Annotated in this window: 23 protein-coding genes; 14 read left to right on the top strand and 9 right to left on the bottom strand. The window is 49.5% G+C overall.

Annotated features, from left to right (window positions below; translation table 11 throughout):
• Positions 1-32: 32 nt before the first annotated feature.
• The 3 genes from C5S61_RS05410 to der all read left to right on the top strand — a co-directional run bounded on the left by C5S61_RS05410 (position 33) and on the right by der (position 4,623).
• The gene (locus C5S61_RS05410; protein ID WP_110514064.1) at positions 33-1,748 is read left to right on the top strand and encodes an HD domain-containing phosphohydrolase; all 1,716 of its coding nucleotides are present in this window, start codon (positions 33-35) and stop codon (positions 1,746-1,748) included.
• A 124-nt stretch (positions 1,749-1,872) separates the two neighbouring features.
• Positions 1,873-3,213 (top strand): THUMP domain-containing class I SAM-dependent methyltransferase, encoded by a 1,341-nt coding sequence (locus C5S61_RS05405; protein WP_110514063.1) that lies wholly within the window; start codon positions 1,873-1,875, stop codon positions 3,211-3,213.
• A gap of 42 nt (positions 3,214-3,255) precedes the next feature.
• Positions 3,256-4,623, top strand: coding sequence for a ribosome biogenesis GTPase Der (gene der / locus C5S61_RS05400; protein ID WP_110514062.1), 1,368 nt, complete (start codon positions 3,256-3,258; stop codon positions 4,621-4,623).
• A gap of 587 nt (positions 4,624-5,210) precedes the next feature.
• Here the strand turns inward: der and C5S61_RS05390 are convergent.
• From C5S61_RS05390 to C5S61_RS05355, 8 genes are all read right to left on the bottom strand, one after another.
• Positions 5,211-5,927: a hypothetical protein gene (locus C5S61_RS05390; RefSeq protein WP_110514060.1), complete on the bottom strand. Its 717-nt coding sequence runs from the start codon at positions 5,925-5,927 to the stop codon at positions 5,211-5,213.
• Positions 5,900-6,778, bottom strand: coding sequence for an ATP-binding cassette domain-containing protein (locus tag C5S61_RS05385; RefSeq protein WP_110514059.1), 879 nt, complete (start codon positions 6,776-6,778; stop codon positions 5,900-5,902). The genes C5S61_RS05390 and C5S61_RS05385 overlap by 28 nt, the downstream gene beginning before the upstream one ends.
• A gap of 12 nt (positions 6,779-6,790) precedes the next feature.
• Positions 6,791-7,261 (bottom strand): hypothetical protein, encoded by a 471-nt coding sequence (locus tag C5S61_RS26570; RefSeq protein WP_124033386.1) that lies wholly within the window; start codon positions 7,259-7,261, stop codon positions 6,791-6,793.
• A 634-nt stretch (positions 7,262-7,895) separates the two neighbouring features.
• Positions 7,896-9,044, bottom strand: coding sequence for an acyl-CoA dehydrogenase (locus C5S61_RS05375; protein WP_110514057.1), 1,149 nt, complete (start codon positions 9,042-9,044; stop codon positions 7,896-7,898).
• 209 nt (positions 9,045-9,253) lie between these two features.
• A complete protein-coding gene (locus C5S61_RS05370) occupies positions 9,254-10,507 on the bottom strand; it encodes a hypothetical protein (protein WP_110514056.1) in 1,254 nt (417 codons plus the stop codon).
• On the bottom strand, positions 10,504-12,120 hold the full coding sequence (locus C5S61_RS05365; RefSeq protein ID WP_110514055.1) for a Mur ligase family protein: 1,617 nt from the start codon (positions 12,118-12,120) through the stop codon (positions 10,504-10,506). Before C5S61_RS05365 ends, C5S61_RS05370 begins: the two co-directional genes overlap by 4 nt.
• Before the next feature lie 74 nt (positions 12,121-12,194).
• Positions 12,195-13,010 carry a pyrroline-5-carboxylate reductase gene (gene proC, locus C5S61_RS05360; protein ID WP_110514054.1) on the bottom strand — a complete coding sequence of 272 codons (816 nt, stop codon included), beginning with the start codon at positions 13,008-13,010 and terminating at the stop codon, positions 12,195-12,197.
• Between the two features lie 617 nt (positions 13,011-13,627).
• Positions 13,628-15,325: a proline--tRNA ligase gene (locus C5S61_RS05355; RefSeq protein ID WP_110514053.1), complete on the bottom strand. Its 1,698-nt coding sequence runs from the start codon at positions 15,323-15,325 to the stop codon at positions 13,628-13,630.
• Between the two features lie 715 nt (positions 15,326-16,040).
• Here C5S61_RS05355 and C5S61_RS05350 point away from each other — a divergent pair.
• The 6 genes from C5S61_RS05350 to C5S61_RS05325 all read left to right on the top strand — a co-directional run bounded on the left by C5S61_RS05350 (position 16,041) and on the right by C5S61_RS05325 (position 20,064).
• On the top strand, positions 16,041-17,078 hold the full coding sequence (locus C5S61_RS05350) for a WXG100 family type VII secretion target (RefSeq protein WP_110514052.1): 1,038 nt from the start codon (positions 16,041-16,043) through the stop codon (positions 17,076-17,078).
• A 135-nt stretch (positions 17,079-17,213) separates the two neighbouring features.
• The gene (locus C5S61_RS05345) at positions 17,214-17,720 is read left to right on the top strand and encodes a hypothetical protein (protein ID WP_110514051.1); all 507 of its coding nucleotides are present in this window, start codon (positions 17,214-17,216) and stop codon (positions 17,718-17,720) included.
• A 13-nt stretch (positions 17,721-17,733) separates the two neighbouring features.
• Positions 17,734-18,300, top strand: coding sequence for a hypothetical protein (locus C5S61_RS05340; protein ID WP_110514050.1), 567 nt, complete (start codon positions 17,734-17,736; stop codon positions 18,298-18,300).
• A gap of 12 nt (positions 18,301-18,312) precedes the next feature.
• Positions 18,313-18,885, top strand: a complete 573-nt coding sequence (locus C5S61_RS05335) for a hypothetical protein (RefSeq protein ID WP_110514049.1) — start codon at positions 18,313-18,315, stop codon at positions 18,883-18,885.
• A gap of 12 nt (positions 18,886-18,897) precedes the next feature.
• On the top strand, positions 18,898-19,473 hold the full coding sequence (locus C5S61_RS05330) for a hypothetical protein (RefSeq protein ID WP_110514048.1): 576 nt from the start codon (positions 18,898-18,900) through the stop codon (positions 19,471-19,473).
• A 12-nt stretch (positions 19,474-19,485) separates the two neighbouring features.
• Complete coding sequence (locus tag C5S61_RS05325; protein ID WP_110514047.1) at positions 19,486-20,064, top strand: hypothetical protein; 579 nt, start codon at positions 19,486-19,488, stop codon at positions 20,062-20,064.
• Between the two features lie 57 nt (positions 20,065-20,121).
• On the opposite strand, the gene C5S61_RS26770 is transcribed toward C5S61_RS05325, so the two are convergent.
• Positions 20,122-22,035, bottom strand: coding sequence for a DUF4139 domain-containing protein (locus C5S61_RS26770; protein WP_164689243.1), 1,914 nt, complete (start codon positions 22,033-22,035; stop codon positions 20,122-20,124).
• Between the two features lie 182 nt (positions 22,036-22,217).
• Here C5S61_RS26770 and C5S61_RS05315 point away from each other — a divergent pair, with 182 nt between their 5' ends.
• The 5 genes from C5S61_RS05315 (at position 22,218) to C5S61_RS05300 (ending at position 25,277) form a co-directional block, all read left to right on the top strand.
• On the top strand, positions 22,218-22,634 hold the full coding sequence (locus C5S61_RS05315; protein ID WP_110514046.1) for an AAA family ATPase: 417 nt from the start codon (positions 22,218-22,220) through the stop codon (positions 22,632-22,634).
• A 44-nt stretch (positions 22,635-22,678) separates the two neighbouring features.
• Positions 22,679-23,521 (top strand): AAA family ATPase, encoded by an 843-nt coding sequence (locus C5S61_RS05310; RefSeq protein ID WP_110514045.1) that lies wholly within the window; start codon positions 22,679-22,681, stop codon positions 23,519-23,521.
• Positions 23,518-24,117, top strand: a complete 600-nt coding sequence (locus C5S61_RS05305; protein ID WP_110514044.1) for a hypothetical protein — start codon at positions 23,518-23,520, stop codon at positions 24,115-24,117. Before C5S61_RS05310 ends, C5S61_RS05305 begins: the two co-directional genes overlap by 4 nt.
• Positions 24,118-24,225: 108 nt before the next feature.
• Positions 24,226-24,354, top strand: coding sequence for a hypothetical protein (locus tag C5S61_RS27385; RefSeq protein ID WP_276309097.1), 129 nt, complete (start codon positions 24,226-24,228; stop codon positions 24,352-24,354).
• A gap of 71 nt (positions 24,355-24,425) precedes the next feature.
• A complete protein-coding gene (locus C5S61_RS05300; RefSeq protein ID WP_110514043.1) occupies positions 24,426-25,277 on the top strand; it encodes a hypothetical protein in 852 nt (283 codons plus the stop codon).
• Positions 25,278-25,353: the final 76 nt, after the last annotated feature.

The following is a 25,353-nucleotide window of genomic DNA, read 5'->3' as shown; positions in this document are numbered from 1 at the left end:
GCGAGTGCTACTCAACACAGTGGAGCATGAGTATGACATCGCAGACGGTTGTGCAGGATAGTGCCTTTGAGTTGGAACACGTATTGGCGGTGATTGAACGGGCCGATGCAATTGCCAGTAGCATGACGCTTGACCCATTACTGAATCGCATGTTGGATTTATTAATCGAGATCGCTGGCGGCGAAGCTGGCACGCTCTATCTGGTTGAAGCAGACGAGATTGTTTTTCAGGTCGTCCACGGCGATCCCGCCAGCCAACATTTGATTGGCGTGCGCTTGCCGATTGATGTTGGCTTGGTTGGCGCAACGATTGCCGCCACCCAACCACTCTGGATCGAAGATATTAACAACGATCCGCGCTGGGATCGGCGTTTGGGTGAGGCCAACAGCCTGCAATTGCGCTCGCTCTTGTCGTTGCCGCTCTTGCTCGAAGAACAAGTCGTTGGCGTGATTCAGATTTTCAATCCGCAACGTTCGGAGCCACGCTTGCTTAAATTGTTGGGCAATCGCATGGCCGCCGAGGTCGAAAAAGCACGCTTGTTGAAAAAAAGCCAGCAACGTGAATCGCGCTTGAGCGCGTTGGTTGAGATTGTTGGCCATATTGGCTCGACGCTCGACCGCACAACCTTGCTGAATCTGATCATCGATTATGCACGGATTTTGCTTGATGCCGAGGCTAGCTCGCTGTTTTTGACCGAGCCTGAAAGCGGCGATTTGATTTTGCAGCATTCGACTGGCTATATGCACGAACGGGTGCAGGCGGTACGTTTGGCCAAAGGTCGCGGCATCGCTGGCTATGTTGCTGCTACTGGCGAGACGATCTGCGTTGGCGATGTGAAACGTGATCAGCGTCACGATGGCAGCGTCGATGAGATGACTGGCTTTGCTACGCGCTCGATTTTGGCAGTGCCATTGCAGACCCGTTGTATTACCTTTGGCCGCGAACGCGCGCAATCTGAGGAGCATCTGATTGGCTGCATCGAGGTTTTGAACAAACGCGATGGCCGGTTTGATGACGATGATACATTGTTGTTGCAAACCTTGGCACGCCAAGCAGCGACAGTGCTAGAAATTGCTGATTTGTACGCCGATGTTAACGAGCTGTTTTTAGATGTTATTCAGGCGCTGACGGCGGCGATCGATGCCAAAGACCCCTATACCGAAGGCCATTCCATGCGGGTTTCGGAATTTGCGGTGGCGATTGCTGAAGAGTTGGATCTAGACCCAAGCTTTATTCACCATCTGCGGATTGGCGCAATTTTGCATGATGTTGGCAAAATTGGCATTAGCGATGGGGTGCTGAAAAAGCCTGGGCGCTTGACCGACGCTGAATTTGGCGAGATGAAATCGCATCCAGAAATTGGCGAACGGATTCTTGGCCATATTCGCATGTTGCAAAGCGAGCTGCCAGTGATCATTCAGCATCACGAGCGGCTTGATGGCAGCGGCTATCCCTATGGCTTAGCACGGGGCCAAATTTCGCTCGGTGGGCGCATTGTGGCCGTCGCCGATGCCTTTGATGCCATGACCTCTGACCGACCGTATCGCAGAGGCTTACCAATTGAAGAAGCGTTTCGGCGTTTGCGCGCAGGAGCCGACACAGAGTTTGATGCAGTCTGTGTTGAAGCGCTCTGGCAAGCAATCCAGCGTGGGCGAGTGCGCTCGCAACGCCTACGTGATGATAACGGCGAGCATCGGATTATCAACGATGTCGCGCCATTTCGTACTCCCCTCACACCATCGGCTTGAGCAGGCTGGGTCATTCGGGCATTTGCGCGGGCTAATGGTGGGGTTGGTTGTCAGCAGATTGCTGCTTGACATAGATTTAGTCTGATGAAAGGAAAACTCGCATTTTGCGCGAGTTGTAATAGATATGCCATTCCAACGCCCAAAACGCCGTAGCCCAGAGCGCGGCCCGCAATCAAACTCACGCCCTGCGCGGCCTAGCCGACCTGGCTCACGCTCAACTGGCGCGCCAAGTCGTGGCCCACGCCATGATTCCGCTGGCCGCCCAACTGGCGCGCCAAGCCGTGGCCCACGCCATGATCCTGCTGGCCGCCCAACTGGCGCGCCAACACCCGCCGGAGCACCGCGTCGCCGCGCCTTTGTGCATCAGCCAACCGTTGATATGAGCCGCCCATTGTTTGCGGTGCAAACGCAACCTGGAGTTGGCCAATTGTTGTTGGCTGAAATTAATGCCACCTTGCAAAAACCAATGTTGGTTGCTCAGCGCCATGTCACCCAAAAAGATGATATGTTGCTGTTTCATACCGATACCAATTCCAAAGAATTGTTTAATTTGCGCACTGCCGAAGATTTATTCGTGGTTGCGGCGCGGGCCTTCAACATTGCTCCCGATCAAGGCGGTTTGAAGCAAATTCACGCTTCGGTTAAAAATAGTATGCTGGTACTAACCGCACTGCGGGTTTTCACTCTCAACGGCGGACGCACGCCCAAAATCACCAGTTTTCGGGTGGTCACGCGGGTAACTGGCAAACAAGATTTTGCCCGTAAAGCCGTGGGTATTGCTGTGGCCGATGCGGTGCGCGATTCGTGGCCAGGCCGCTGGAAGTTGGTCGAAGAAGAAGCTGATGTTGAAATTTGGGTCACGCTGTTTGGCAGCGAAATTATTGTCGCGATTCGGCTTTCGACTGGCGGCATGCGCCATCGAATCAACCGGATTGTCGATCGGCCTGCTGCGTTGCGTCCAGCAATTGCGGCGGCGATGGTTCGGCTTTCCAATCCACAACCAAACGATGTATTTTTGGATGCCATGGCTGGCACGGGTACGATCATTGCTGAACGTGCAGCAGTTGGGCCGTTTGAGCGGCTGATTGCTGGCGATAAAAGCCGTGAAGCCGTCAAAGCCTTGAGCAGAAATCTGGCAAGCGTCGGCGGCGATTTAGCAATTCGTCGTTTAGATGCAACTGACTTACCATTCCAACCAGGCGAAATCAACAAACTCGTCACCAATTTGCCCTTTGGTAAACAAGTCAACAATATCGATGAATTGCATCAATTGTATTCAGGGGTGTGTGCTGAATGGGCGCGGATTGTTGCGCCTGGTGGCATCATCGTCGCGCTAGCCGCCGAAATCGATGTGCTGCGCGAAAAGATCAATGCCACACCTGAATTACGAGTTCGTGGTACCTTCCCAATCGCTGTATTGGGCCAAACTGCCACGATTGTGCAACTTGAACGTCGTAGAATGTAGCGATGGTTGCCCTTGGGCAGCGATGGCGAAAGAGGTATAGCTATGGAAAAACCAATTGTGGCGATTGTTGGCCGACCGAATGTTGGCAAATCGACCTTGTTTAATAAGCTGATTGGCGAGCGACGGGCAATTATTGCCGACGAAGCTGGCACAACCCGCGACCGCCAATATGGCGAAACGATTTGGAATGGCCGCGTCTTTACGATTGTCGATACTGCTGGTTTGTTGGTTGGCGATGACGACCCAAACTTGCCATTGGCCGAAATTGTGCGCCGCACGCACCAACAAGCACAGCTGGCTATTGATGAAGCTGATGTAATTGTATTTATGGTCGATGTGCGCGAAGGTTTGATCGCTGCTGATGAAGAAGTGGCTGCCTTGTTGCGCCGCAGCAGCAAGCCCGTAGTTTTGGGCGTAAACAAAGCCGATACCGAAGATCGCCGCCAAAATGCGGTTGAGTTCTACAACCTTGGCTTAGGTGATCCGATTGCGTTGAGCGCCTATCACGGCACTGGCTCAGGCGATTTGCTCGATGAGATCGTGAACAATTTGCCTGCTGGCCAAGAAGAAGAGGAAGACGACAATTCGCTGAAAATTGCAATTGTCGGGCGGCCAAACGTCGGTAAATCGAGCTTGCTGAATAAATTGGTCGGCGAAGAACGGGTAGTTGTCAGTGATATTCCTGGCACAACCCGCGATTCAATCGATACCAAATTGACCTATAAAGGCACGCCGATTACCTTGATTGACACCGCTGGGATTCGGCGGCGCGGTTCGATTGAGCAAGGAATTGAACGCTACAGCGTGTTGCGCACCATGAAGGCCATCGAGCGTTGCCAAATTGCCTTGCTATTGATCGATGCTAAAGAAGGCCCAACCGCCCAAGATACCCACGTTGCTGGCATGGTTTTGGAAGCCAACAAAGGCTTGGCGATTATTGTCAATAAATGGGATTTGATTGATAAAGCCAAATTTAGCTACGAATCTGCCAAAATTACCATGTCGGAAGTATTCCACTTTGCTCCATACGCACCAATTGAGTTTATCTCGGCCCAAACCGGCCAGCGTGCAACCAAAGTGCTCGATATTGCCCAAACTATCCAGAGCGAACGCGCCAAACGCATTAGCACCTCGGATATTAACAACCTGTTGCGGGCAGCGGTGCGTGAACACCCACCAACAGCCATGCACAAAGGCGCACACTTGCGCTTGTTCTACGCAACTCAAGCGCAGGCCGAGCCACCAGTGTTTTTGTTCTTCTCGAATGCACCGGAGCAAGTGCACTTTGGCTACAAGCGCTACCTCGAAAACCGTATTCGTGAACAATATGGCTTTATTGGCACGCCAATTATTTTGGTGTTCAAAGGCCGCGAAGAAGAACAAACTGTTTCGGTTTCTGGCAAACGCTAAGTTTCGTAACCCTGAATTAATCCAAAAAGCACTTCAATCGATAGTGATTGGAGTGCTTTTATATTGTGGCTTGATAGAAGCGCTTTTGCTGCTGGCAACGATAGAGCGTAAACACTGCAATGATTGGTGGCAGAATAAAGGTAATTGCATTGGTAAACGATAAGATCGTGGCTGACTTTAGAATATTTTCAATTGTTTGTTGATTAACCGAGATAATTTGTTCGATTAACGGCGTACGAAATGAGCTTGAAAATAGATTATCAAATACTATGACTGTGATAAGATGAATTTCAATTGAAAAGAATAGAATATAGAGATAATGATATATTTTTATCGATGATAATTTACGCGTTAGAAATACGAGTATTGCTGTATAAATCAACGAAGGTATGCTCAGAAACATAGCTATAACAATAACTATTTGAATAAGAATTGAAGTGTGATTGTTAAATGAAACGAGAAATAATATGCTTAAGTAGAATAGAAAGACAATCAACGCATATAACAAAGCTTTTTTAATCCCAAACCAAAGTATTTTGGCTAATGGAATAGTTGCTGAAGGAATTGTATACATCAGCTGCTCCTGCTTATTCGGTTCGCGGCAAAATTAGCGCTTCTTCGCGGCCATACAACCACCAAGCCCACAAGGCAGTAATCAGCCCCAAACTGCCAAGCATAAGCACATTCCAATGGCGCTCAGCCAGCAATACCTGAAAGGCTGCATGGCTATCTAACGGAAAAAACAGATATTGCTTAACTTGCTCAAGCTGCGTGCGCTGCTTCATAATCATCGGCAGCCACCAAAATGGCGCAACCCATTGGCTCAAGAGAATGAAGGAAATTAACATCGCACCAATCAGGCTGTAGCGGGTGATGCGAGTCATCCAATGGCCGAGGCTGAGCGCGGTAAACATCAACAACGTGCTATAGCCAAAAATCAACCAATCTTTTGCTACAATCCATGTGCAAAGCATCGCCACCAGCCAACTTGGCCCAATGATGATGCTGCTACGCATCCACCAGAGTCGCCGAATGCCAAGCCCCGTTGCGGCACTTAATTCAATCGTAGGGTCGTCGATTAAACAGCCAACACTTAGCCAGGCAATAATCGTTGGCATAATTGCTTGCACCACGAGCATGGCGTTATGATAGCTAGCGGTCAGCGCCCACAAGGCCAAGATGCTAGTAACACCCAAACTGCTGATCCAGCGCCAACGCACGATCCGCGCTTGTAAACGCCAGAGTGCCCAGGGTTGGCGTATGCTTGAGGCACGATTTAGGCGCTGGCTTGTTGCATCATCCATAAGTAGGCTTCCTCTAGGCCAACATTGCTAGCTGGTTTGGCATTGCTGCCTGCTGGCGGCTGGCCGACAATCCGATAATGGTAGCCTTGCTCGTCGTTGCTGCTGCTCACAATCACTAGTTGCTGATCGTAAATTGGGGTTGGGCTGGTAAGATCCCAGCTTACTTGGGCTGCGCGAGCCTGCTCCAACAGCTCGTTCAAGCCACCTGCGTACAAAATGGTTTTTTTGAGCATAATCACTTGGCGACAGGTTTGTACAATATCCTCAACAATGTGGGTCGAGAAAATCACCAAGCGTTGGTTGCCCAGCCCTGCCAAGAGATGACGAAAACGCAGCCGTTCTTCGGGGTCTAAGCCTGCGGTTGGCTCATCGACGATCAGCACTTTGGGATCATTGACGATTGCTTGGGCGATGCCAAGCCGCCGTTGCATGCCGCCTGAGAGTTGGCGGGTTGCTTTATTGGCATGGTCGCTGAGGCCAACATACTGAATGCTGCGTTCTACCGCTGCTTTGCGCTCAGCGGTAGCGTGCATGCCCTTGAGTTGCGCGATGTAATCGACAAATTCGCTACACGTCCAAGTTGGGTAAAAGGCTGGATGTTGGGGCACATAGCCCAGTTGTTGGCGCAGTTGAGCCAATTGTTCAGGCTGAGCTAAATCACAGCCTGCGAGGCTGGCGCGGCCTTGCGAAGGCTGCAAAAAGCCCGTCAAGACCCGAATTAAGGTCGTTTTGCCTGCGCCATTTGGCCCAAGCAAGCCAATCATACCGCCTTCGAGCTGCACATTTAATTGGTCAAGCGCTTGATACTTACCATAATGTTTCGATATATTCTCAAGCTGAATTAAACTCATCGCGTACCTTCCTTAGAACACGGTTGCGGGATTATAGACGTGCAACATGGCGACAAATTGCTGATAGCCAAGATACAAACTCAAGCAACTCAGCACGAGACCCAAACCAATCCAAGCTGGTTGGATGCGCAGTGGCTCAGCGGTTTTTACCCACATGCACTTCGCTAGATAGCCAAACCAGCCCAAGCCCGCCAAGCCAAGGCTGGGCAAAATCCATGGAATCGGGTCAGCCCATGCATATAAAAAGACATTGGTGCTGGGAATAATCGCCAACCAACGCAAGGGATAAAAGCCTGGTGTAATTGTTCCGATGAGAATATTTTGCCTGAGCAGAATAACGAAGGCAAAAACGTATAACCAATAACTAATTGCTATTAATAAACCCAGCCAATAATAATTTCGAAAATATAATAATAATGCAAAAATTGGTAACATACTAAAGAAGGTTTTAACCCACAGTTGCCATGGGAAGCGTAATGACATAGGGATTCTTGCCCCATTATGATGCAGAATAGCGGCTATCTCGCCCTTACCACCAAAGAATAAAACAACAATTTCACATAACACAATAACAATCAACGTAGCAATACTATATGCCAGTAAGCGCCCAAGACTATAGCTGAATAAATTATAGCGCGTACTCCATACTGTTTCACGCAATTGTAGATCGCGCTTGCTTTCATGAACAAATACAATAGCTAAACATGCACAAGATTGCGTAAATAATGTATAGGTAACTTCACCATTTAATCCCAGAAACGTATTAAATACGATTAGTAATGGCAACATAACCCATAAAAATCGATTGCGGCTAATATTTCGTAGCGAACCAAGGCAAAATGTTCGTATCATTGTAACATTCTCAGCGATAGACATTATTGTGTGAAGTTCTATATAAATTAAGAAGTGGAAATAGCAAATAAACCAACATAGTATTTGGCATTTGGCGAGGGATTGAATGATGAAGGAGTTTGATGAGTGATTATGTGGAATAATCAACGGGCTTCTCTCGCAGCAAACCGTTGCCCACGATTATAACGAAAGTATCGTTCCTGTCAAGCAATTACCGTGCTGCTGATTAATGTGGTGTAATCAGCAGCACAATTGGGCCAGTAAATTAGGCTAATTCGCCAAGCAAGCCACGCGAGATGACCATGCGCAGAATTTCCGAAGTGCCTTCGCCAATCGTCAGCAAACGGGTATCGCGATAGTAGCGCTCGACTGGATATTCGCTGCTATAGCCGTAGCCGCCGAAGATTTGCACCGCATTGCGACAGGCGCGTTCTGAGGCTTCCGAGGCGTAGAGCTTGGCAATTGCTGCTTCGCGGGTGAAGGGCTTGCCGTTTTCTTTGAGCCAAGCGGCGCGTAAAATCAGCAAGCGAGCAGCCTCCAGCTCGGTATCCATATCGGCTAGCATATTGCTGATCGATTGATAGCTGCCAATCGCATGGCCAAAGGCTTGACGCTCGCGGGCATAGCTCACGGCGGCTTCCATGGCAGCAACGCCTAAGCCAATTGCCATCGCGCCAATTGAAATGCGCCCGCCATCAAGCACTTTGAGGAATTGCACAAAGCCATCGCCCTCGGCTCCAAGCAAGTTTTCTGCTGGCACGCGCACATTATCAAAGGTGATAGCGTGAGTATTCGAGCCACGCAAACCCATTTTATGCTCTGGGCTGCCAAAATGTACGCCAGCTGTGCCTTGAGGAATGATGATTGCGCTAATGCCACGTTTGCCACGATCTTTGTTGGTGATTGCAGTAACAATCAAGTGGCCAGCCTCGGCAGCGTTGGTGATCCACATTTTTGCGCCGTTGATCACCCATTCGTTGCCTTCGCGCACAGCGGTGGTGCGGGTCGAGCCTGCATCTGAGCCTGCGTGCGGCTCGGTTAGCCCAAACGCGCCAAGGTAGCGACCTTCGGCGGCAGGCCGCAAAAATTGTTCTTTTTGTTGCTCGTTGCCAAACATAGCAATTGGGGCGCTGCCTAAACCAACGTGCGCCGCATACGAAAGGGCGGTCGAGCCACAGCAGCGGGCAATCTCCTCGACAGCGAGGGCTGCACTAATCGCATCGGCTCCTGCGCCTCCTAATTCTTCAGCAAAGGGCAAGCCCATGAGGCCAGTATCGGCCATTTTTTTCCATGTCGAGGCCGGAATGTGCGCTTTTTCATCAACCTCTTTGGCTTTGGGCAATAACTCACGCTCAGCAAATTCACGTACCGTTTGACGCAGTTCTTGCTGTTCTTGGGTTAACTGGAAATCCATCGAGCATATCTCCTATGATGTTGGTCGGCTTCGTTGCCTACCTGTAGTATACCAAGAAGTTAGTAGAAGGATGAAGGATCAGGGATGAGGGATGAAATTTAACCACGAAGGACACGAAGAGCACGAAGGTTTCTAAACCTTGTATTCTTACAATATCCCTAAACTTGTTTTTGATTTCTGACTTTTTATTTTTGCTTTCATCCTTTTAATTAGGTTTCCTCATCAATAAAGGCCACATGGCGAAAGGTGGTTTGGTCTTCGATGCTGGCTCCGAGTGCCCCGACAATCAAGCCAATCACGGTCACCGTGCCAGCTAAAGCCAGATTATGCTCCAACGAAAGGGTCGCAAAATCGGTCCAGCGTTCGGCTAGCTCATTGGGCACAACCCAAATTACCAGCATTGCCGCGCTGATCAGCAGCAGCACCATTGAAAGCATTGCGCCTAAAATCGTCAGGATAATGGCAAAATCGGTCACCACAACTTGTTCAGTTAGCCGAAAGCGGGTACGCCTCGTCAGCAAGCGTTGACGGGTAACGACGAAGGTTGTGGTGGCGGCAATCGTAATTGCTAATGCTCCGGCAACTTCATCGAACGGCAAACGCACCCCAACATCCCATACTTCGGCGGTAAACAGCAAAATGAGCAAGGTTGATAAGGCTGCGCCGGTGAATTTTGTCAGATGCCAAACCAAAATCCATGGGCGATTGCGGGCTACTGCTGCAAGGATTTCGCGGCCTGAACGGGCCAGCACTCGCAAGGTAAAAAAGAAGGGATTGCGTGATGATTGGCCGGTTTCTTCAACCCGCAAGTCGGCAACTTCGGTCAGCGATTCGAGCATCCATTCGCGCTCCTCGCTGCTAAAATCCTGCACCGCATCGAGATCTTCGGGCACGCGCGGCACACTCATCGGGCTGCTTGGCTCATCGCTATGCGGCAAGGACAATAAATCGCCAAGCAAATGTAAAAACAAGGCCCAAATGCGCTTGCTGAGCACCAATTCGCGCTCAGCTTTACGCACCATCGACCGTTGAGCGGTTGGGTCGAGCCGCGCCGTTGAAATGGCCGCTGCATCGAGGCCGCTGGCTGGCGTGCCCAGTGTGTATTGCTTGCTCAAGGCATGCAAATCGGTCGCAGTGAAGGCAACAGCAAAATCCCAGCCTTTGGTCAAGCGCTCGGTCACCGCCATATCGATTAAGCGGATTGGTTCGGCCAAAACATCGCCTGGGTCGGGGTCGGGGCGCACGACGATTGGCAAACGCCATGAAAATTCTGGCCAACATTGGCGCAAATAATCGCGGGTTTGCTCACGGGCAGTCCGAATTGCGCCCTCGTCGATTTTTTCGAAAGTGCCGATTAGCACCCAGCCAATTTCGACCAATGGGCGTTTGGGTGCTTGCGCTTCGCGCGGTGAGTTCCACAGATATTCAGCTGGATCAACTGGTTGGATCTGTGGTTCGCTCATTCAGCACGCTCCCATGCTTGGGCCACAGCAATTTTGCTAGCCCGCTCTTTATACACCAACCACAGCAACACATCGCCAGCCTGCGCCTGATTTATCAACGCGGCGAAGGCATTATCGTCGCCTTCAAGCTCGGTGATGGCGCTGGAATCCAAGCCCGCAGCGTTGGCAGCAGCAATCATCATTGGTTCTAATGTGCCTGGCTCGCGCCCGCGCAAAAACCAAGGATCACGTTTGAGCACCAAGCGATCGACGTGCTGAGCGATAATCGTCATTTGCTCTTGAATTTGTTCGTCGGTGCGATCCCCTGTGCCACTAAAAACCATGGCAATTTTGCCATCTGCTGCTCGCAATGGCTCGGCGCTGGCCAATAAAACCCGCAGGCCATCGCTGTTGTGGGCATAATCGATCAATAACGTAATGCCATCACGCTGAAATTGGTTCAAACGGCCTGGGTTGTGCTCGGCATTTGGTTGAAATCCAGCAAGGCCAAGGGCAATCTGGCCTGCGCTTAATCCAAATGCGTGCAAGGCCGCTGCCGCAGCTAAAGCGTTGGCAATATTGTGCTGAGCCACGCCGCCAAAGCTTAACGGCAATTCAGCCACAGCAATTAATGGTTGAATTTGGCCTGCGCTGGCAAGCATCAATTGATCTGCTGCGAGAAATAAACAGCTATGTTGGGCTTGCTGCGCTTGGAGAATCAAAGGATTGTTGGCCTGCAAGCTGAACCAAATAATTGGTGCAGTGGCTTGCGACGCGACCACATCGATCAATACCTGATCATCAGCATTCAAAATAACAGCTTTTTGGGCTGCCCGCACAATCGTGGCCTTGAAATGAGCCATTTCGGCAACTGTTGCCAAGCCGCGATCGGGCAAATGATCGTCGGCAACATTGGTTAAAACCGCAATATCACATTGATTGAAAGCGATGCCACGACGCAACAAACCGCCGCGTGCAGTTTCCAGCACCGCTACCTCGACCGTAGGCTGGCTGAGCACCAATTGCGCCCCACCAAAGCCAGTCCAATCGCCATGCTCAATTGCCTGATTATTGATCCATACGCCGTCAGTATCGGTGCGACCGGTCTGGTAGCCAGCGGTGCGCAGGGTAAAATCGATGAGTCGTGTGGTGGTAGTTTTGCCGTTGGTACCGCTAATGGCGATAATCGGCAAGGCTTGATATGTCGTTTGGTCAAATTGCTCAGCGTTTTGGCAATACTGGCCGTAGCCAACCAACCAGCGATCGTCATCGCGCCAGAGTGGCAATTGTTGCGCAAGCAAGGGTTGCAAGGCGCTTGGCACGTGTTCTTTGGCAAGCATGGCCTGAATATCGGCGGCACTGGCGGCCTCGGCAGTGCCCGCGACGTGTTCAAGCAGCAGCGCCAAACTTTCAGGCGTAGTGGTTGCCCAAGTGATGGCAAATTCGCCAAGGCTTGGGTGTTGTTGAATGACTGGATCAGCTGCCTTGATGCCAGCGCTGCTCAGCGCATGGCCTACGTGATCGAGCCAAGCCTGAATTTCAGGCAGATTTCCGACAAGCCGAACTAAAGCTACCGGGGCATGGGCATAGCCATTTGGCCCTTCCAAGGCACGAATATCACGAAATTCCAGCATAGGCCACCAACCTTAATCCAGCACGAATGTCGGCTTAATGGTACATGGACAGCCCAAAAAAGCAATTGCGACAGTTACTCGCCGCCAAGCTCGCGTGCCCGCCGATAGGCCGCCCAAACCCCATCGGCCAAGACGGTGCGCAAACGACCTTTTTCCAGCTCGTAGAGCGCGGCGGCAGTTGTGCCACCAGGCGAGGTCACCATATTGCGCAATTCGGCAACGTGCTTGCCCGATTGGGCTGAGTAGCGCACCGCGCCGATCACGGTTTGCTCCACCAGCTGGGCAGCGATGCGGCGAGGAAAGCCCATATGCACGCCTGCATCGATCAAGGCTTCCATTACCATAAACACATAAGCTGGGCCAGTTCCAGATAGTGCGGTGGCCATATCCATAAATTTCTCATCTTCGACCTCAACTTCCTCGCCAATTGCGCTCAGCACAATTTTGGCCCAGCCACGGCGAGCTTGATCAAGGCCTTTGCTGGCAGTCCAAACCGTAATACCCTCGGCAATTTGGGCTGGGGTGTTGGGCATCGAACGGGCAATTGCGCTATGGCCGGTGGCTTCGGCAATTTGGCGCATTTTCACGCCCGCCAGCACCGAAACAATCAGATCATCGTTTTGAAACGCGCCATTGAGTTGGGGCAACACTTGCTCGGTCATTTGAGGCTTGATGCCCAAAATCACGACGTTGCCCCATGTAGCAGCCTCGCGGTTATCGCCAGTGGTGGCAATGCCCCAGCGTTGCGATAATTCGCGTCGCCGCTCAGGGCGTGGCGTGGCGGCTAAAACTTGGGTTGGTTGCACCAATTCTGCTTGTAATAAACCGCCAATCACAGCCTCGCCCATAGTGCCTGTGCCAATAACTGCAATATTGAGGTTGGTTAACATGGTCTGTTATTCTCCAATGGTTAATGTTGATCCACGAAGGACACGAAGAGCACGAAGGTTAAGTTTTTTCGCCACAGATTGGCACAGATTTTGAGGATTAGGTTCGTGCTAGCCCAAAGCCCATAGCCATTATTCCTCTGCGCCGCTGCGTTAAAAAATTCATCCACGAAGGAGCCGAAACCGCGAAGAACGCGAAGAGCACGAAGGTTAAGTTTTTTCGCCACAGATTGACACAGATGTTGAGGATTGGGTTCTTGCTAGCCCAAAGCCCTGAACATTTTTTGCCACGAATTGCACGAATTCCACGAATGATTGTTTGATTGCTGTTCTTATAGCCAATAGCTGTAATGGTACATCACGTTAACCACATTTTGATTCCCTCACCCCCTCGCCCCCTCGCCCGCCCGCGAGGCGAGGGGGAACCACACCGTCAACGCTCCCCTCGCCCGCGTGCAGTGGGAGAGGGGCTGGGGGTGAGGGAATGCTCCTCGTTGTTAATCCAATGAACCATTACAAATAGCCAATAGCCCACTCCCCGATCCCTAGCCCCTGACCCCTGACCCCGCGATTTTTGACTTCTGCCTTTTGCTTTCATCCCTCATCTTTCATCTTATGTTCTATGCTCTATGCTCTATGTTCTTAACCGTCGTTACCACCTGATCAAGCTCGATTGTATCGACCACGCCTGTCTCGCGATTGCGCAACTCGACGACATGTTGCTTGAGGCCACGCTCGCCAACCGTCAGCCGCCATGGCATGCCGAGTAAATCCGCGTCGTTAAATTTCACGCCTGCAGATTCGTTGCGGTCGTCGTAGAGCACGCTCACGCCAGCAGCGTTTAATTGTTGATACAGCCGATGTGCAGCGTCGCTGACCGTTGCACTTGCCCCAAGTTGCACCAAATGCAGATCAAATGGCGCAACGCTGGCTGGCCAAACGATGCCTTTTTCATCGTGATGTTGCTCGATAATCACCTGCAACAAGCGTTCGAGGCCAATGCCATACGAACCCATGACAATTGGCTGCGCCTGGCCTTGTGGATCAAGGTAGGTTGCGCCAAGCGCTTCGGTGTAGCGCGTGCCTAATTTGAAAATATGGCCAATTTCAATCCCGCGCTCCAAGCTCAAGCCAGCGCCACATTGTGGACAAGCATCGCCAGCCTCAACATTGGCAATATCGGCGACAGTTGTTGCTTGCCAATCGCGGCCATACACCACGTTTTGTAGGTGATAGCCGCTGCGATTTGCGCCAGCAACCAAGCCGCCAACGCCAACCACCGAATGATCGGCAATGACGGTGACGTTGCTTAGGCCAACTGGTGAGGCATAGCCTGCGACCGCTCCAACCGCGCTAATGTGTTCGAGCGTGGCTGGCTCCAATGCCGAAACGCCTGCTGCTGCCCGTAATTTGATTTCGTTGACTTCGCGATCGCCGCGCACGACCACGAAGATCAAGCCTTTTTTTGAGTTGAAAAAGACAGCTTTGGCAGTTTGGGCTTCGCTAACCTGCAAAAATGCCGCTAGTTCGGCAATCGTGGTGCAGGCTGGCGTGGCAATTTCGCTCATGGCTGGCACAAGTTCGTTGCTTGCAGCAGCTTGGCCGCGCACCGCAACCTCGCTATTGGCGGCGTAATTGCAGCTTTGGCAAACTGCCAGCGTATCTTCGCCGCTGCCCGAGAAGGCCATATATTCGCGTGGTTCGCGTCCGCCCATTTCGCCGCCATCGGCCTCGACTGCGGTGAAGCGCACGCCGCAGCGTTCGAAGATTGTTTCAAAGGCCAAGGCAACCCGATCATAGACTGCATCTAAGCCAGCCCAATCTGCATCGAGCGAGTAGGCATCGAGCATGGTGAATTCACGCAGCCGCAGTAAACCGCCGCGCACGCGCAATTCGTCGCGGTATTTAGTGTGAATTTGATAGAGCAAGCTTGGCAATTGGCGATACGAATCAACCTCGCGGCGAGCAAGCTCGGCCACTGCTTCCTCATGGGTTGGCGCAAACAACAACGCTTGTTGATTACGATTCTCGAAGCGCAACATAGCCTCGCCATATTGGGCATAGCGTCCGGTTTGTTGCCATAAACTGGCGGCATGCACAACTGGCGTGCGAAATTCGCCAGCGCCAATTGCTGCCAATTCGGCGTGCATCAGCGCTTCAATGCGGCGAAAAACCCGCATGCCGAGTGGCAACAGCGCCATGCCACCAGCTAATAATTGGCGCGCCAAGCCAGCGCGCAAAATTAATTGATGGGCCGTTAATTCAGCTTCGCTTGGAGCCTCGCGCAGTGTGCGCCCGAAACCACTACTCATTCGCATAACCGACCTCCTTGAAGCAATAAAAAAACCGTCCCTAGATGCAACAGCATCTAGGGACGGCTAAAAAACCGCGGTACCACCCTAGTTGAAGCTCAGATGAGCCTCCCCTTCGTCGTCAACGAGTGAATTGACGTGTCGTGATCTCGGCGACAAACCCGACCAACCTTGTTTGGGTGTGGTGTGCACACTTGGTTCGGCGGTAACTCTGGGGTGGGTTTGCGTAGCCTAGTCCATTTCGAGCTTACACCATTCTCGAATCGCTGGTTGGCTATTGCTGCGCTACTAATCCCCATCAACGTTTGCTATCAACTTTGTGGCTGCAACTCTATCATAGCTTATGCAAACCTGTCAATCGACCAATCATAGCTGTGTAGCATAAAAATCACCCTTGTAATAACTAGCTATGCGGTTATAATCAAGCAGATTGAGTAGAATTGAGGGCGACACTCCGAATCCCCCCTGCATTTTAGCCAGAGTTTCCCTCCTCGTTAGAGCGTTCGTTACCAATGGCTTGAATCGAGTGCTATGACTCCATTGATTTACGCGGCTTACTACCAACTAGCCCGATTGGATACACCATTGCATAATCGTGGTTCTATAGCACTTTAGCGCCAAGCAGCTAGAATAAGCACTCCTGAGTTGAATAGAGGGTTTTCCTTCCACTGTCCCCAGCGTTCTTGCCCGAAGCTCCCTCCACGTTGAGAGGTTTGTAAGTATGCCCGCTCCTTTTGTTCAGATCAAGTACGATGTTGTTGATGCGATTATCGTTCGTTTCCAAAAACTTCACGATCAGAGCCAAACCATTCAAGCCAGTGTATGCCAGACGATAAACTCGTTACAAGCTGGTCAATGGCAAGGCAGTGCTGCCAATGCCTGTTTTCAAGAATTTGAGCATGTGGTTAATCCGGCTTTTCAGCGCTTGTTACATGCATTGCAAGGCAGTGTTGAAACTACCAAGGCCATTCGTCAAATCATGGCCGATGCCGAGACTGAAGCCGCCGCCCTGTTTCGCGACGATTTTGGCCCAATTACTTTAGGTGGTAATCGGGTGATGTTTGAGCAAGAAACTGGTGGCGCAACCCCAACCCCAACTCCGCCAGAACCACCTTTGAAACTACCATTCTTGCAAAAATTCATTGATTTCATGCTCAAAGCGACTGAGATTTGGCGCAACGATCGGGCTGATGGAGTGCAAGTCAATCAAGATGGATCGGTCAGTTATGCCGATGCAACTCTGATTTTCGAGGATATGGCCAATGAACCCGACATTCCGTTTCAGTTTCCTGATGATGGTTGTTACGCTCGTGCTCATTTCATGGCCTACCGAATCTCAGAACGCTATGGAATTGATATTAATGATGTCGATAAAGTATTTATCTATGGCGATTTAGAAGCGCAAACTAGCTTTATTTATGACCAAGTGACGATAGGCGGTACTACCGATACATCATCAACTGCCGATGGTACGGTTAATTGGGCTTGGCACGTTGCGCCCATTATTAATGTACGTCAAGGTGATATAAATGTCCCAATGGTTATAGATCCTTCGTTATCAAACCGACCTCTAACCATTGAACAATGGAAAGGGATTATGAATGATCCTGATGCTATTACAGAAATTGCCGAACATACAACGTATGGTCCAAATTATTCCTATGATCAGGCTCAACGAGAACAAATTGATGGAGAAGCACAAGATATACTTGAAGATTATAAACAACAATGTGTCGATGCTGGATATTGCCAGCCATAATGACAATAAGGGATTCTAATGAAGAATATAATTGAAAAGATTGTTATTCTAATCCTTCTTGTAACGATGATTAGTTGTAGCAATCAATCAAGACCATCGAATAACTCAATACTCCTCTCTAGCGAGGTAACTTCCATGAATGATGCAGGTTTTTTTGTGTATATCTTCGACCAAACTGCCGTGCCAGGCCTTGGGAAAACCGCCGAAACTGCATGGCCGATTTTACAAGCTGTGCCGTTAGAACAGGCAGCATTCACAGTAACTGAGCAGCTATTGCTCAACTACCATTGGCCTACCCAAACGATTACCTTTACCAATCCATGGGGTCAAACCGATCGTGATGCGCCAAGTTATATGTGGAATGGTGGAGGTTCGTTTGTCGTCGTCTATAACAGGCAGCGCTTGTTTGGCGGCAAGGTCGTGGCCGCAATCAGCCCTCGACGCTTTGACTATCCAGCGATGGCCTTATCAAATGACTATATTCTGATGGAGAGTCCTGAATTACAAGGCAAGTTGGTCTATTCGTTTCATCCGAAATCGGCAGTTATGTATCCGCCACAATCGCAGTTTTTAGCGGATGATCCGGTAGTTGCTGAGGCAGTCAAAGAGCATTTGCGCCAGCTTGGCAAGTTGGTTGAGTAACGGAGGGTAGGCGATGCGTTGGCTGATGTATTGCTGGATGCTGATCGTGCTGCTCGTTGGCTGCACGCAAGCAGATCAAGCTTCACTTACAACAAAGCAGTTTGCGATCTATATCTTTGATCGGGCTGCAATCAATCAATTTGAGGGGCAAAATCACAATCCAACGGCAGCACTCCAAACAATTGATTTAGCCCAAGCGTCGGTTGTGCTGACTGAAACTGATCTGCTTGCCTATGATTGGCCGCAGCAACAGCTACGCATTCGCAATCCTCAAGGAGTTCTGGCGAAAGAACGCCCAGCGGAGATGGATATTGAAGGCTTTTTTGTGATCGTCTTTAATCAACAACGGATTGTGCTGGGGCGCGTTCATTCAAACTCAACGGCGATGGCCGCTGATTATCCATTGTTGCTTGATACAATCGAATCGTATTCCACTGGCGAGGCGATTTCGGTTTATCAGCTGCGCGCAAATAGCGCAACGATTCGCAGTGACGCACCTCATGCGTTTCCCAACGCTGATCCAGCAATTGCTGAGGCGGTCAAAAACCATTTACGCGAGCTTGGCAAGTTGGTTGAATAACGGAGGTTGGCGATGCGCTGGTTGAGCTATTGCTGGATGCTGATCGTGCTGGTTGGCTGCACGCAAGCAAATCAAACTTCACTTACAACCAGGCAGTTTGCAGGCTATGAATTATATTTTTTTGAAAATAAGGTGCTCAACCAGCAGGAAGATGCACGCATTACGACCAATCAAGCATGGAATCTCTTGCGCGATCCTGATCTTTCACAAGCTAGTTATGTGATTTCGGATACTGCCATCGTTGAATACAATTGGCCGCAACAAACGCTAATCGTGCAAAACCCTTGGGCTGATGATACCCAAACGATGCCGTTTTTTATGTCGGAAGGCACAACTTTGGTGGTGTTCAATGGGCAAATTATTCAAGCCTATCAGCGCGAGTTAAGCATCACCAGCAAGTATATTGCGCCCGAAACTGCTGTGATGTATCACGAACTGCAAGCAAGCGCTGGCGATACAACCCAACTGCACTATCATTTGATGCAAGCAAGTGCCAGCACGCCAGATGCAATTGTTAGTAGCGATCCGGCAATTGCTGAGGCGGTCAAAAACCATTTGCGTCAGCTTGGCAAGTTGGTTGAATAACGGAGGTTGGCGATGCGTTGGTTGAGCTATTGCTGGATATTTGTGTTGCTCATTGGCTGCACGCAAGCGGATCAAGCTTCGCCTGCAACGAAGCAGTTTGCGGGCTATATCTTCGATCAAGATGTCGTACCAGGGCTTGGTCCCACTGCTGATACGGCGTGGCAAATTTTGCAGGTCGTGCCCTTAGAACAAGCGGTATTCACCGTAACTGAGGATTTATTGCTCAGCTATCATTGGTCAACCCAAACGATTACTTTTACCAATCCATGGGGCCAAACCAGTATGGATGCGCCTTTTTATATGGTCGGTGGGCATGGAGCGTTTGTAGTGGTCTATCAGGGCCAGCGCTTGTTTGGGGGCAAGGTAGTTTCAGCAATAAGCCCACGCCGATTTGACTACCCCGCGATGGCTTTATCAAATGATTTTATTTTGATGGAAAAGCCAGAATTAGATGGCAAACTGGTCTATTCATTTCACACTCGTTCATCAGTGATGTATGCACCACAATCAGAGTTTCTCGCCGCTGATCCGGCAATTGCTGAGTCGGTCAAGCAGCATTTGCGTCAGCTTGGCAAATTGGTTGAGTAACGGAGGTTGGCGATGCGTTGGTTGAGCTATTGCTGGATGCTGATCGTGCTGCTCGTTGGCTGCACGCAAGCAGATCAAACTCCACCTGCAACGAAGCAGTTTGCGATCTATATCTTCGATCAAGATGCCGTACCAGGGCTTGGGCCAACCGCCGAAACTGCATGGCAGATCTTACAAGTCGTGCCCTTAGAACAGGCAGCATTCACCGTAACTGAAGAGCTATTGCTCAACTATCATTGGCCCACCCAAACGATCACCTTTACCAATCCATGGGGAAAAACCAGTATGGATGCGCCTTTTTATATGGTCGGTGGAGATGGGGCATTTGTGGTGGTCTATCAGGGCCAGCGCTTGTTTGGAGGGAAAGTAGTTTTTGCAGGCAGCCCGCGCCGCTTCGACTATCCCGCCATGGCCTTATCTCAAGAGTTTATCCTTATGCGAAACCCTGAGCTACAAGGCAAGTTGGTCTATTCGTTTCACACTCATCCATCAGTGCTGTATGAGCCACAATCAGAGTTTTTAGCGGATGATCCGGCAATTGCTGAGGCGGTCAAAACCCATTTGCGCCAGCTTGGCAAGCTAGTTGAGTAACCATGAAGCGTCTCGCCCACTGAACGCAGGCGAGGCGCTTGGTGAATAAAGCGGACTTTAGCCAGGGAAACGGCTGAGGTGTTCTTCGAGTTTGACGTGACAGGCGGCTTCTTCGCTGCGCAGCGTCGTTTCTTCTTCGCGCAGGGCATTCAATTGGTCTTCGGTTTCGGCAAGGGTGGTGATATAGCGGGTACGCAATTCGCCCTCGCCACCTTCGTTTTTGAGCACATCGAGGTTGCCGCGAATTTGGGTTTGTTGATTGTAGATCTTCTGGCGTGCAGCCTCAATTTCGTTAAAGCGCTGGGCAATGCTGTCGAGCCGTGCATACAGGGTAAGCACTTCGCGCAACTCGCTGACCGTGTTTTGATCGAGCATGCGATCGTGCAAATAGCGACGTAATTGATCGAAATTGATCGAGCGAATATGTTCGCGGCGTTCGATTAAGCGCCGTTCGCGCACTCTCAAAGCTGCCTCGCCACGGGCTGGAATCGGCAAGAGCCAACTGGCCAATTGGCTATTGGTTTCTGCTGGTTGCACGGTATCAAATAGCTCGTAGGGGTGGCGCAATGGATGCTCAATTTTGATCACGCGGGCCTCGCCAGCAGTGTTGGTGGCGGTGTAAATCGTGGTCAGCGATTCCTCAACTTCGTGAATTAAGACATCGCGACCAAGCCGCAAGCGTCGTGTTTGATGAGCCGAGCTTTGATTTTCTTTGACTGAAACCTCTAATGCTTGGGCATAGCGAATCGTCACCAAGCCACCTTCAGCTGTCCAATTCAGCACAGCTTCGCCGCCATAGGATCGACTTTCCATAATCGTGATTGGGCCGCGCTCCAAGGTTAGGCCGCTGCTATTTTCAAAGCGTACCGTAACCATGGGATGTTGCTCGCCAGCAGCACCGCGATAGATCAGCTCGCGGCGGCAGGATGTGCGCAAATTGAGCAATGGTACCAAGGCCGAGCGCCCACGCCCAACACTAACTGGCTCGCGTACGTCGTAGCGAAACAACGCGCCTTGCGATGCACCTTCAGCAACCGGAGCAATTGCTGCCATTTCATCCATACTGAAGGCATCAGCGGCAGCACCGCCAAATGATTCTTCCTGCATCGCCATGGCTCGCATCATTTTGCCGCGTGGAGCCGCTGCTGGAGCAGGTGCGGCCAAGGTATAGGCTGGCGGCGCTGCTGGCCGAATCGTATCTTCAATCAAGGGGCGTTCTGGTTGTTGCGGCTCGTAGAGCGGGTAGCGGAATGAAACTGGTCGGCCTGCAACCAGCGAAATTCGCACATCTTCGAGATCTTCGTCAAGCACATTATCGAACAAGCCCCAGCCTTGCAGCAGCACATCGGGCACTTCGGTTTCAATATTATCAACAATAATTCGATACGAAACCCGCCAACTTGGCGCTGGCGCAAGATAGGCTACCAGCAGATCGTGCTTGCCCTCATCGAGCTGAATTGTGGCGGTGCGCGAATCTTGTTTGTCGCTGTTGGCGCGTAACGACCAGAGCACTTCATCGGCTGCAGCATCGAGCAATTGCACGCCACGAATATCATTCAATCGGTGCAAGGTAATTTGGCGCACATCGCTGCGATAAATCGTCACCAAGGCCTGCGAGATTGGCTCTTCTGGTGGTGGCTCATCGATGCCGACAATCAAGCCTTCGGCGGCGGCTTCATCGCGCAAAGCTAGCCGAATCCGTCGCCCGCGCAGTTCGGTCAATAAATCGCGCAGTGGGCGGCCAGCGCCAAGCTCAATCCGCCGATTGCTCCATGATTCAGGCCGTTCGTAATCGATGCCCTTGACATGGCCCTCGCCTTTTTCCAACACCACCAAACTTTTCAGCACATCGTCCATGGCTTCGCGACTGAAGGCCAAGGCCAGTTTTGTGCCCTCAAACTGACCGCGCCGCTCGAAATAGCCAACGCCATGCTTGTACAAAATCAATCGTCGCAGTGGAAGTTCAGTCATTATCGGTACTCCTTGGCTGAATCGGCTGAAATTTTGGTGGGTTTTGGGTGCATTTTTGGGTGCGCTGTAGATTTGTAGCTAGCGCTATTGTACACGATTTGGCCCTGAGTAACACGCAGCGTTGCCAAGCCCCACGCTTCGAAGTACAATCATTTTATTGGCTCGATAGGGAGATTCATCAGATGATTACGAATTTGCGGTTTCAACATTTCAAATCGTGGAATGACACAAACGAGTTGCGTTTTGCGCCATTAACTGGCTTTTTTGGCAGCAATAGCTCTGGTAAAACCGCAATTTTACGCTTCCTTTTGATGCTCAAGCAAACGGTTGAATCAAATGATCAGCAATTAGTGCTCAATCTGAATGGTGGCTATGTTGAGCTTGGCAGTTTTGAGGATGTAATTTATCAACATAACGTAGAACAAAAATTAGATTTCGATATTTCTATGGATACAGATAACCATCAAATAACTTCGTTAGGTGTTTTTGAAATTAATTTAGAATCAGCAATGATTTATGAAAATAAAATATTATTAATTACTAGGCAAATTTATACGTTTTTCAAAAAAATAAATCGGTTTATCAAAAAAATAGATTAGTAGAATATGATGGTGGTTATAATTATATCAATTTAGGAATTAATATGAAAATTCAAGAAGGTAAACCTTATTTCTTTAATAAATTTTATAATATACCTTTTAATATTTTGAATCCATCGGAAGATCAAAAAAGCTTTTCGGATATACTGAACTTTATCAAGATCTTTGAAGAACAGTTTCGAGATGTACAATATCTTGGGCCAATTCGCCACGATCCCCGGCGTTTTTATCAGTGGACTGGAGAGATTCGTAGTTTGGGCAATCGCGGTGAGCATGCAATTTTGGTTTTATTAGCCGATCAAAAGCGTGATCCAGAAGCCCGCTTGGCAAAACAAGTGGCAATTTGGTTGCAGCAATTAGGCCTGATTGCTGATTTTCGATTGCATCAAATTGCACCCAACGTCGATTTGCACGAGGTTCGGGTAAAAATTAAGCCAAATGCTGCCGAAGTTTTATTGACTGATGTTGGCTTTGGGGTTGCTCAAATTTTGCCGGTGTTGGTGTTGTGTGCCTCGGCCAAACCAGGCTCAACGATTATTTTGGAGCAGCCAGAAATTCACCTACACCCAGCAGTACAATCAAATTTGGCCGATGTTTTGATTGAAACGATCAAGCGTGGCGTGCAAATTGTGCTCGAAAGCCATAGTGAACATCTACTACACCGCTTGCAACGCCGAATTGCCGAAGAAGTTTTGAGCAACACCGATACTGCACTCTACTTTTGTGATATGGATGATACTGGCACTTCGCATGCAGTGCCACTTGATGTTGATAAATATGGCAATATTCGCAACTGGCCTAAAGATTTCTTTGGCGATGAAATGGCCGATTTGGCGGCACTCTCACGCGAGACAATTCGGCGTAAAAAGGCCGAGGCTGGGCGATGAAACGCATCATTGATACGAATGTTTTATTGACAGCTAACGGTGCTGCTGACCATAAAGAATTCGATTGTATGGAAGCATGTATCGATTTTCTAGAAACGATCAAAGAGCAAGGCATAGTTATTCTTGATGATGGCTATTTTATTATGGGCGAATACCGTCAAGATGTTAATGATAGTGGGCAACCTGGGCTTGGAGATAAGTTTCTAAAGTGGCTTTTAATTAATGAGTGGAAAGATCGTTGTGAACATGTTTCAATAACAGCTATTGAAATTGATGCTAAAAAAACATTCGTTGAATTTCCATATGGCAAGCATATTGAATTTGATGAATTTAATGAATCAGATCGGATGTTTGTGGCAGTCGCTTTAACCCATCCTGAACATCCACCAATTGTTAATGCAACTGATAGTGATTGGGCTGAGATTGAGCAGATTCTGTGCGATGAATATCAAGTACAGGTAATTCAATTGTGTCCTAAATCAACCGAAGAGCCTGCAATTAAGCAATCACGCGGTAGAAAGCCTAGACCTATTTTTGATGAAAGCTCTCCAATAATTGAACAAAAACCTAGAAAACGTAGACCCACTTTGGAATAAATAATATGCACCTAAGTGTTTGGTGAATCGCAGCTAATCATGCTATGGTTTGGCGTTGATTTCGATCGGCCAAATCTAGGCCTCAATCTGTAGAACAAGGAAGATCCAATGATTAGAAGTGGTTTGGCGCATCCTGAACATCCACCAATTGTTAATGCAACTGATAGTGATTGGGCTGATATTGAGCACATTCTGCGTGCTGATTATCAAGTACAGGTGATTCAATTATGCTCATGAACTGTAAAATTTGGTGATGCTTAACCTACATGCTGAATCCTCGAACATCATTGAGCGAAGCGAGAACTTCAATGCACCCATCAACTATTCACTTGCGCGTTTCACGGCGCTTATTAATCTTGGTTAGTTTGGTTTGGCCGCTGGGCCTTATTTTTGGCCTAGGGGCTTTGACTAATGTTGCGTTTTGGGCAAAGCTCTGTTTTCTTGGCTGGTATCTGGCGATTTTTGTGCGCTTTGGCCTACTCGCATGGCAGCATGTTTATTTAAGCCATCAAGGCATTCGCATCCAAACCTACCGCGCTGATTATACGTTTTCTTGGCATACACTCCACGCGCTTGAATTCGTTGCTGATCCAGCAAAACCAAAGTTTTTGGATCGCGATTTGCGCTACCTTTTTGCGACCCATGCAGTACGCATTGCCGATGCCAAGCAAGCAATGATTGTGTATACGCGCTTTACTGAGCAGGATCAAGCACTGTTTAAAACCAAATTGGACTATTATCGCCAACAGCATGCAATTCCTACTACAACGATTGAAACCTTGCTCTATCCAGCGATCTACCCTGAGCGATTGAGCCTGTGGCAAAAAATCCTTCGCTTGTATCAGCCACCATTAACTAAAATTCCCACTGCTTTGTGTCGGATCGGCTTGATGCTTTTAATCGTGACGCTTGGCTATCTGGCTTTCTCAAAATTGCCTTTTGTGCTGGCATTAGCAGCTTTTGTATTCTATCAAGCGTTTAAATTGAGCTTAGCATTGCTTCCCAATGCCATCAATCAGCCCGAAATATTGATTAACCCGCAAGAACAGCAATTATATGTACCCAAGCTAATTAATAAAATGATCTTTGCTCGCTTGTTGGGATTTTATGGCTTAATTGTACTATTGATTTTAATATATGTTCAGATTTTTGGTTTATGATGAGCCATAAACATCGAAAAACTATCTATTTTCCGTTATTCGTTGCTATGGTTTTGCTTAGCATTACGCTAATTCT

This window comes from Herpetosiphon llansteffanensis (assembly GCF_003205875.1).
In the GTDB taxonomy this organism is placed as follows: Bacteria; Chloroflexota; Chloroflexia; order Chloroflexales; family Herpetosiphonaceae; genus Herpetosiphon; species Herpetosiphon llansteffanensis.
This window is presented reverse-complemented; position numbering and strand designations above follow the sequence as displayed.

Bases quoted from the DNA above. Each gene is read 5' to 3' on its own strand.
- der (WP_110514062.1), top strand. From the start codon at position 3,256: ATGGAAAAACCAATTGTGGCGATTGTTGGCCGACCGAATGTTGGCAAA.
- C5S61_RS05335 (WP_110514049.1), top strand. From the start codon at position 18,313: ATGCGCTGGTTGAGCTATTGCTGGATGCTGATCGTGCTGGTTGGCTGC.
- C5S61_RS05410 (WP_110514064.1), top strand. From the start codon at position 33: ATGACATCGCAGACGGTTGTGCAGGATAGTGCCTTTGAGTTGGAACAC.
- C5S61_RS26570 (WP_124033386.1), bottom strand. From the start codon at position 7,261: ATGTCATTACGCTTCCCATGGCAACTGTGGGTTAAAACCTTCTTTAGT.
- proC (WP_110514054.1), bottom strand. From the start codon at position 13,010: ATGTTAACCAACCTCAATATTGCAGTTATTGGCACAGGCACTATGGGC.
- C5S61_RS05340 (WP_110514050.1), top strand. From the start codon at position 17,734: ATGCGTTGGCTGATGTATTGCTGGATGCTGATCGTGCTGCTCGTTGGC.
- C5S61_RS05390 (WP_110514060.1), bottom strand. From the start codon at position 5,927: ATGGATGATGCAACAAGCCAGCGCCTAAATCGTGCCTCAAGCATACGC.
- C5S61_RS05385 (WP_110514059.1), bottom strand. From the start codon at position 6,778: ATGAGTTTAATTCAGCTTGAGAATATATCGAAACATTATGGTAAGTAT.
- C5S61_RS05305 (WP_110514044.1), top strand. From the start codon at position 23,518: ATGAAACGCATCATTGATACGAATGTTTTATTGACAGCTAACGGTGCT.
- C5S61_RS05405 (WP_110514063.1), top strand. From the start codon at position 1,873: ATGCCATTCCAACGCCCAAAACGCCGTAGCCCAGAGCGCGGCCCGCAA.
- C5S61_RS05300 (WP_110514043.1), top strand. From the start codon at position 24,426: ATGCACCCATCAACTATTCACTTGCGCGTTTCACGGCGCTTATTAATC.
- C5S61_RS27385 (WP_276309097.1), top strand. From the start codon at position 24,226: ATGATTAGAAGTGGTTTGGCGCATCCTGAACATCCACCAATTGTTAAT.
- C5S61_RS05375 (WP_110514057.1), bottom strand. From the start codon at position 9,044: ATGGATTTCCAGTTAACCCAAGAACAGCAAGAACTGCGTCAAACGGTA.
- C5S61_RS26770 (WP_164689243.1), bottom strand. From the start codon at position 22,035: ATGACTGAACTTCCACTGCGACGATTGATTTTGTACAAGCATGGCGTT.
- C5S61_RS05350 (WP_110514052.1), top strand. From the start codon at position 16,041: ATGCCCGCTCCTTTTGTTCAGATCAAGTACGATGTTGTTGATGCGATT.
- C5S61_RS05325 (WP_110514047.1), top strand. From the start codon at position 19,486: ATGCGTTGGTTGAGCTATTGCTGGATGCTGATCGTGCTGCTCGTTGGC.
- C5S61_RS05345 (WP_110514051.1), top strand. From the start codon at position 17,214: ATGAATGATGCAGGTTTTTTTGTGTATATCTTCGACCAAACTGCCGTG.
- C5S61_RS05330 (WP_110514048.1), top strand. From the start codon at position 18,898: ATGCGTTGGTTGAGCTATTGCTGGATATTTGTGTTGCTCATTGGCTGC.
- C5S61_RS05355 (WP_110514053.1), bottom strand. From the start codon at position 15,325: ATGCGAATGAGTAGTGGTTTCGGGCGCACACTGCGCGAGGCTCCAAGC.
- C5S61_RS05315 (WP_110514046.1), top strand. From the start codon at position 22,218: ATGATTACGAATTTGCGGTTTCAACATTTCAAATCGTGGAATGACACA.
- C5S61_RS05370 (WP_110514056.1), bottom strand. From the start codon at position 10,507: ATGAGCGAACCACAGATCCAACCAGTTGATCCAGCTGAATATCTGTGG.
- C5S61_RS05310 (WP_110514045.1), top strand. From the start codon at position 22,679: ATGAAAATTCAAGAAGGTAAACCTTATTTCTTTAATAAATTTTATAAT.
- C5S61_RS05365 (WP_110514055.1), bottom strand. From the start codon at position 12,120: ATGCTGGAATTTCGTGATATTCGTGCCTTGGAAGGGCCAAATGGCTAT.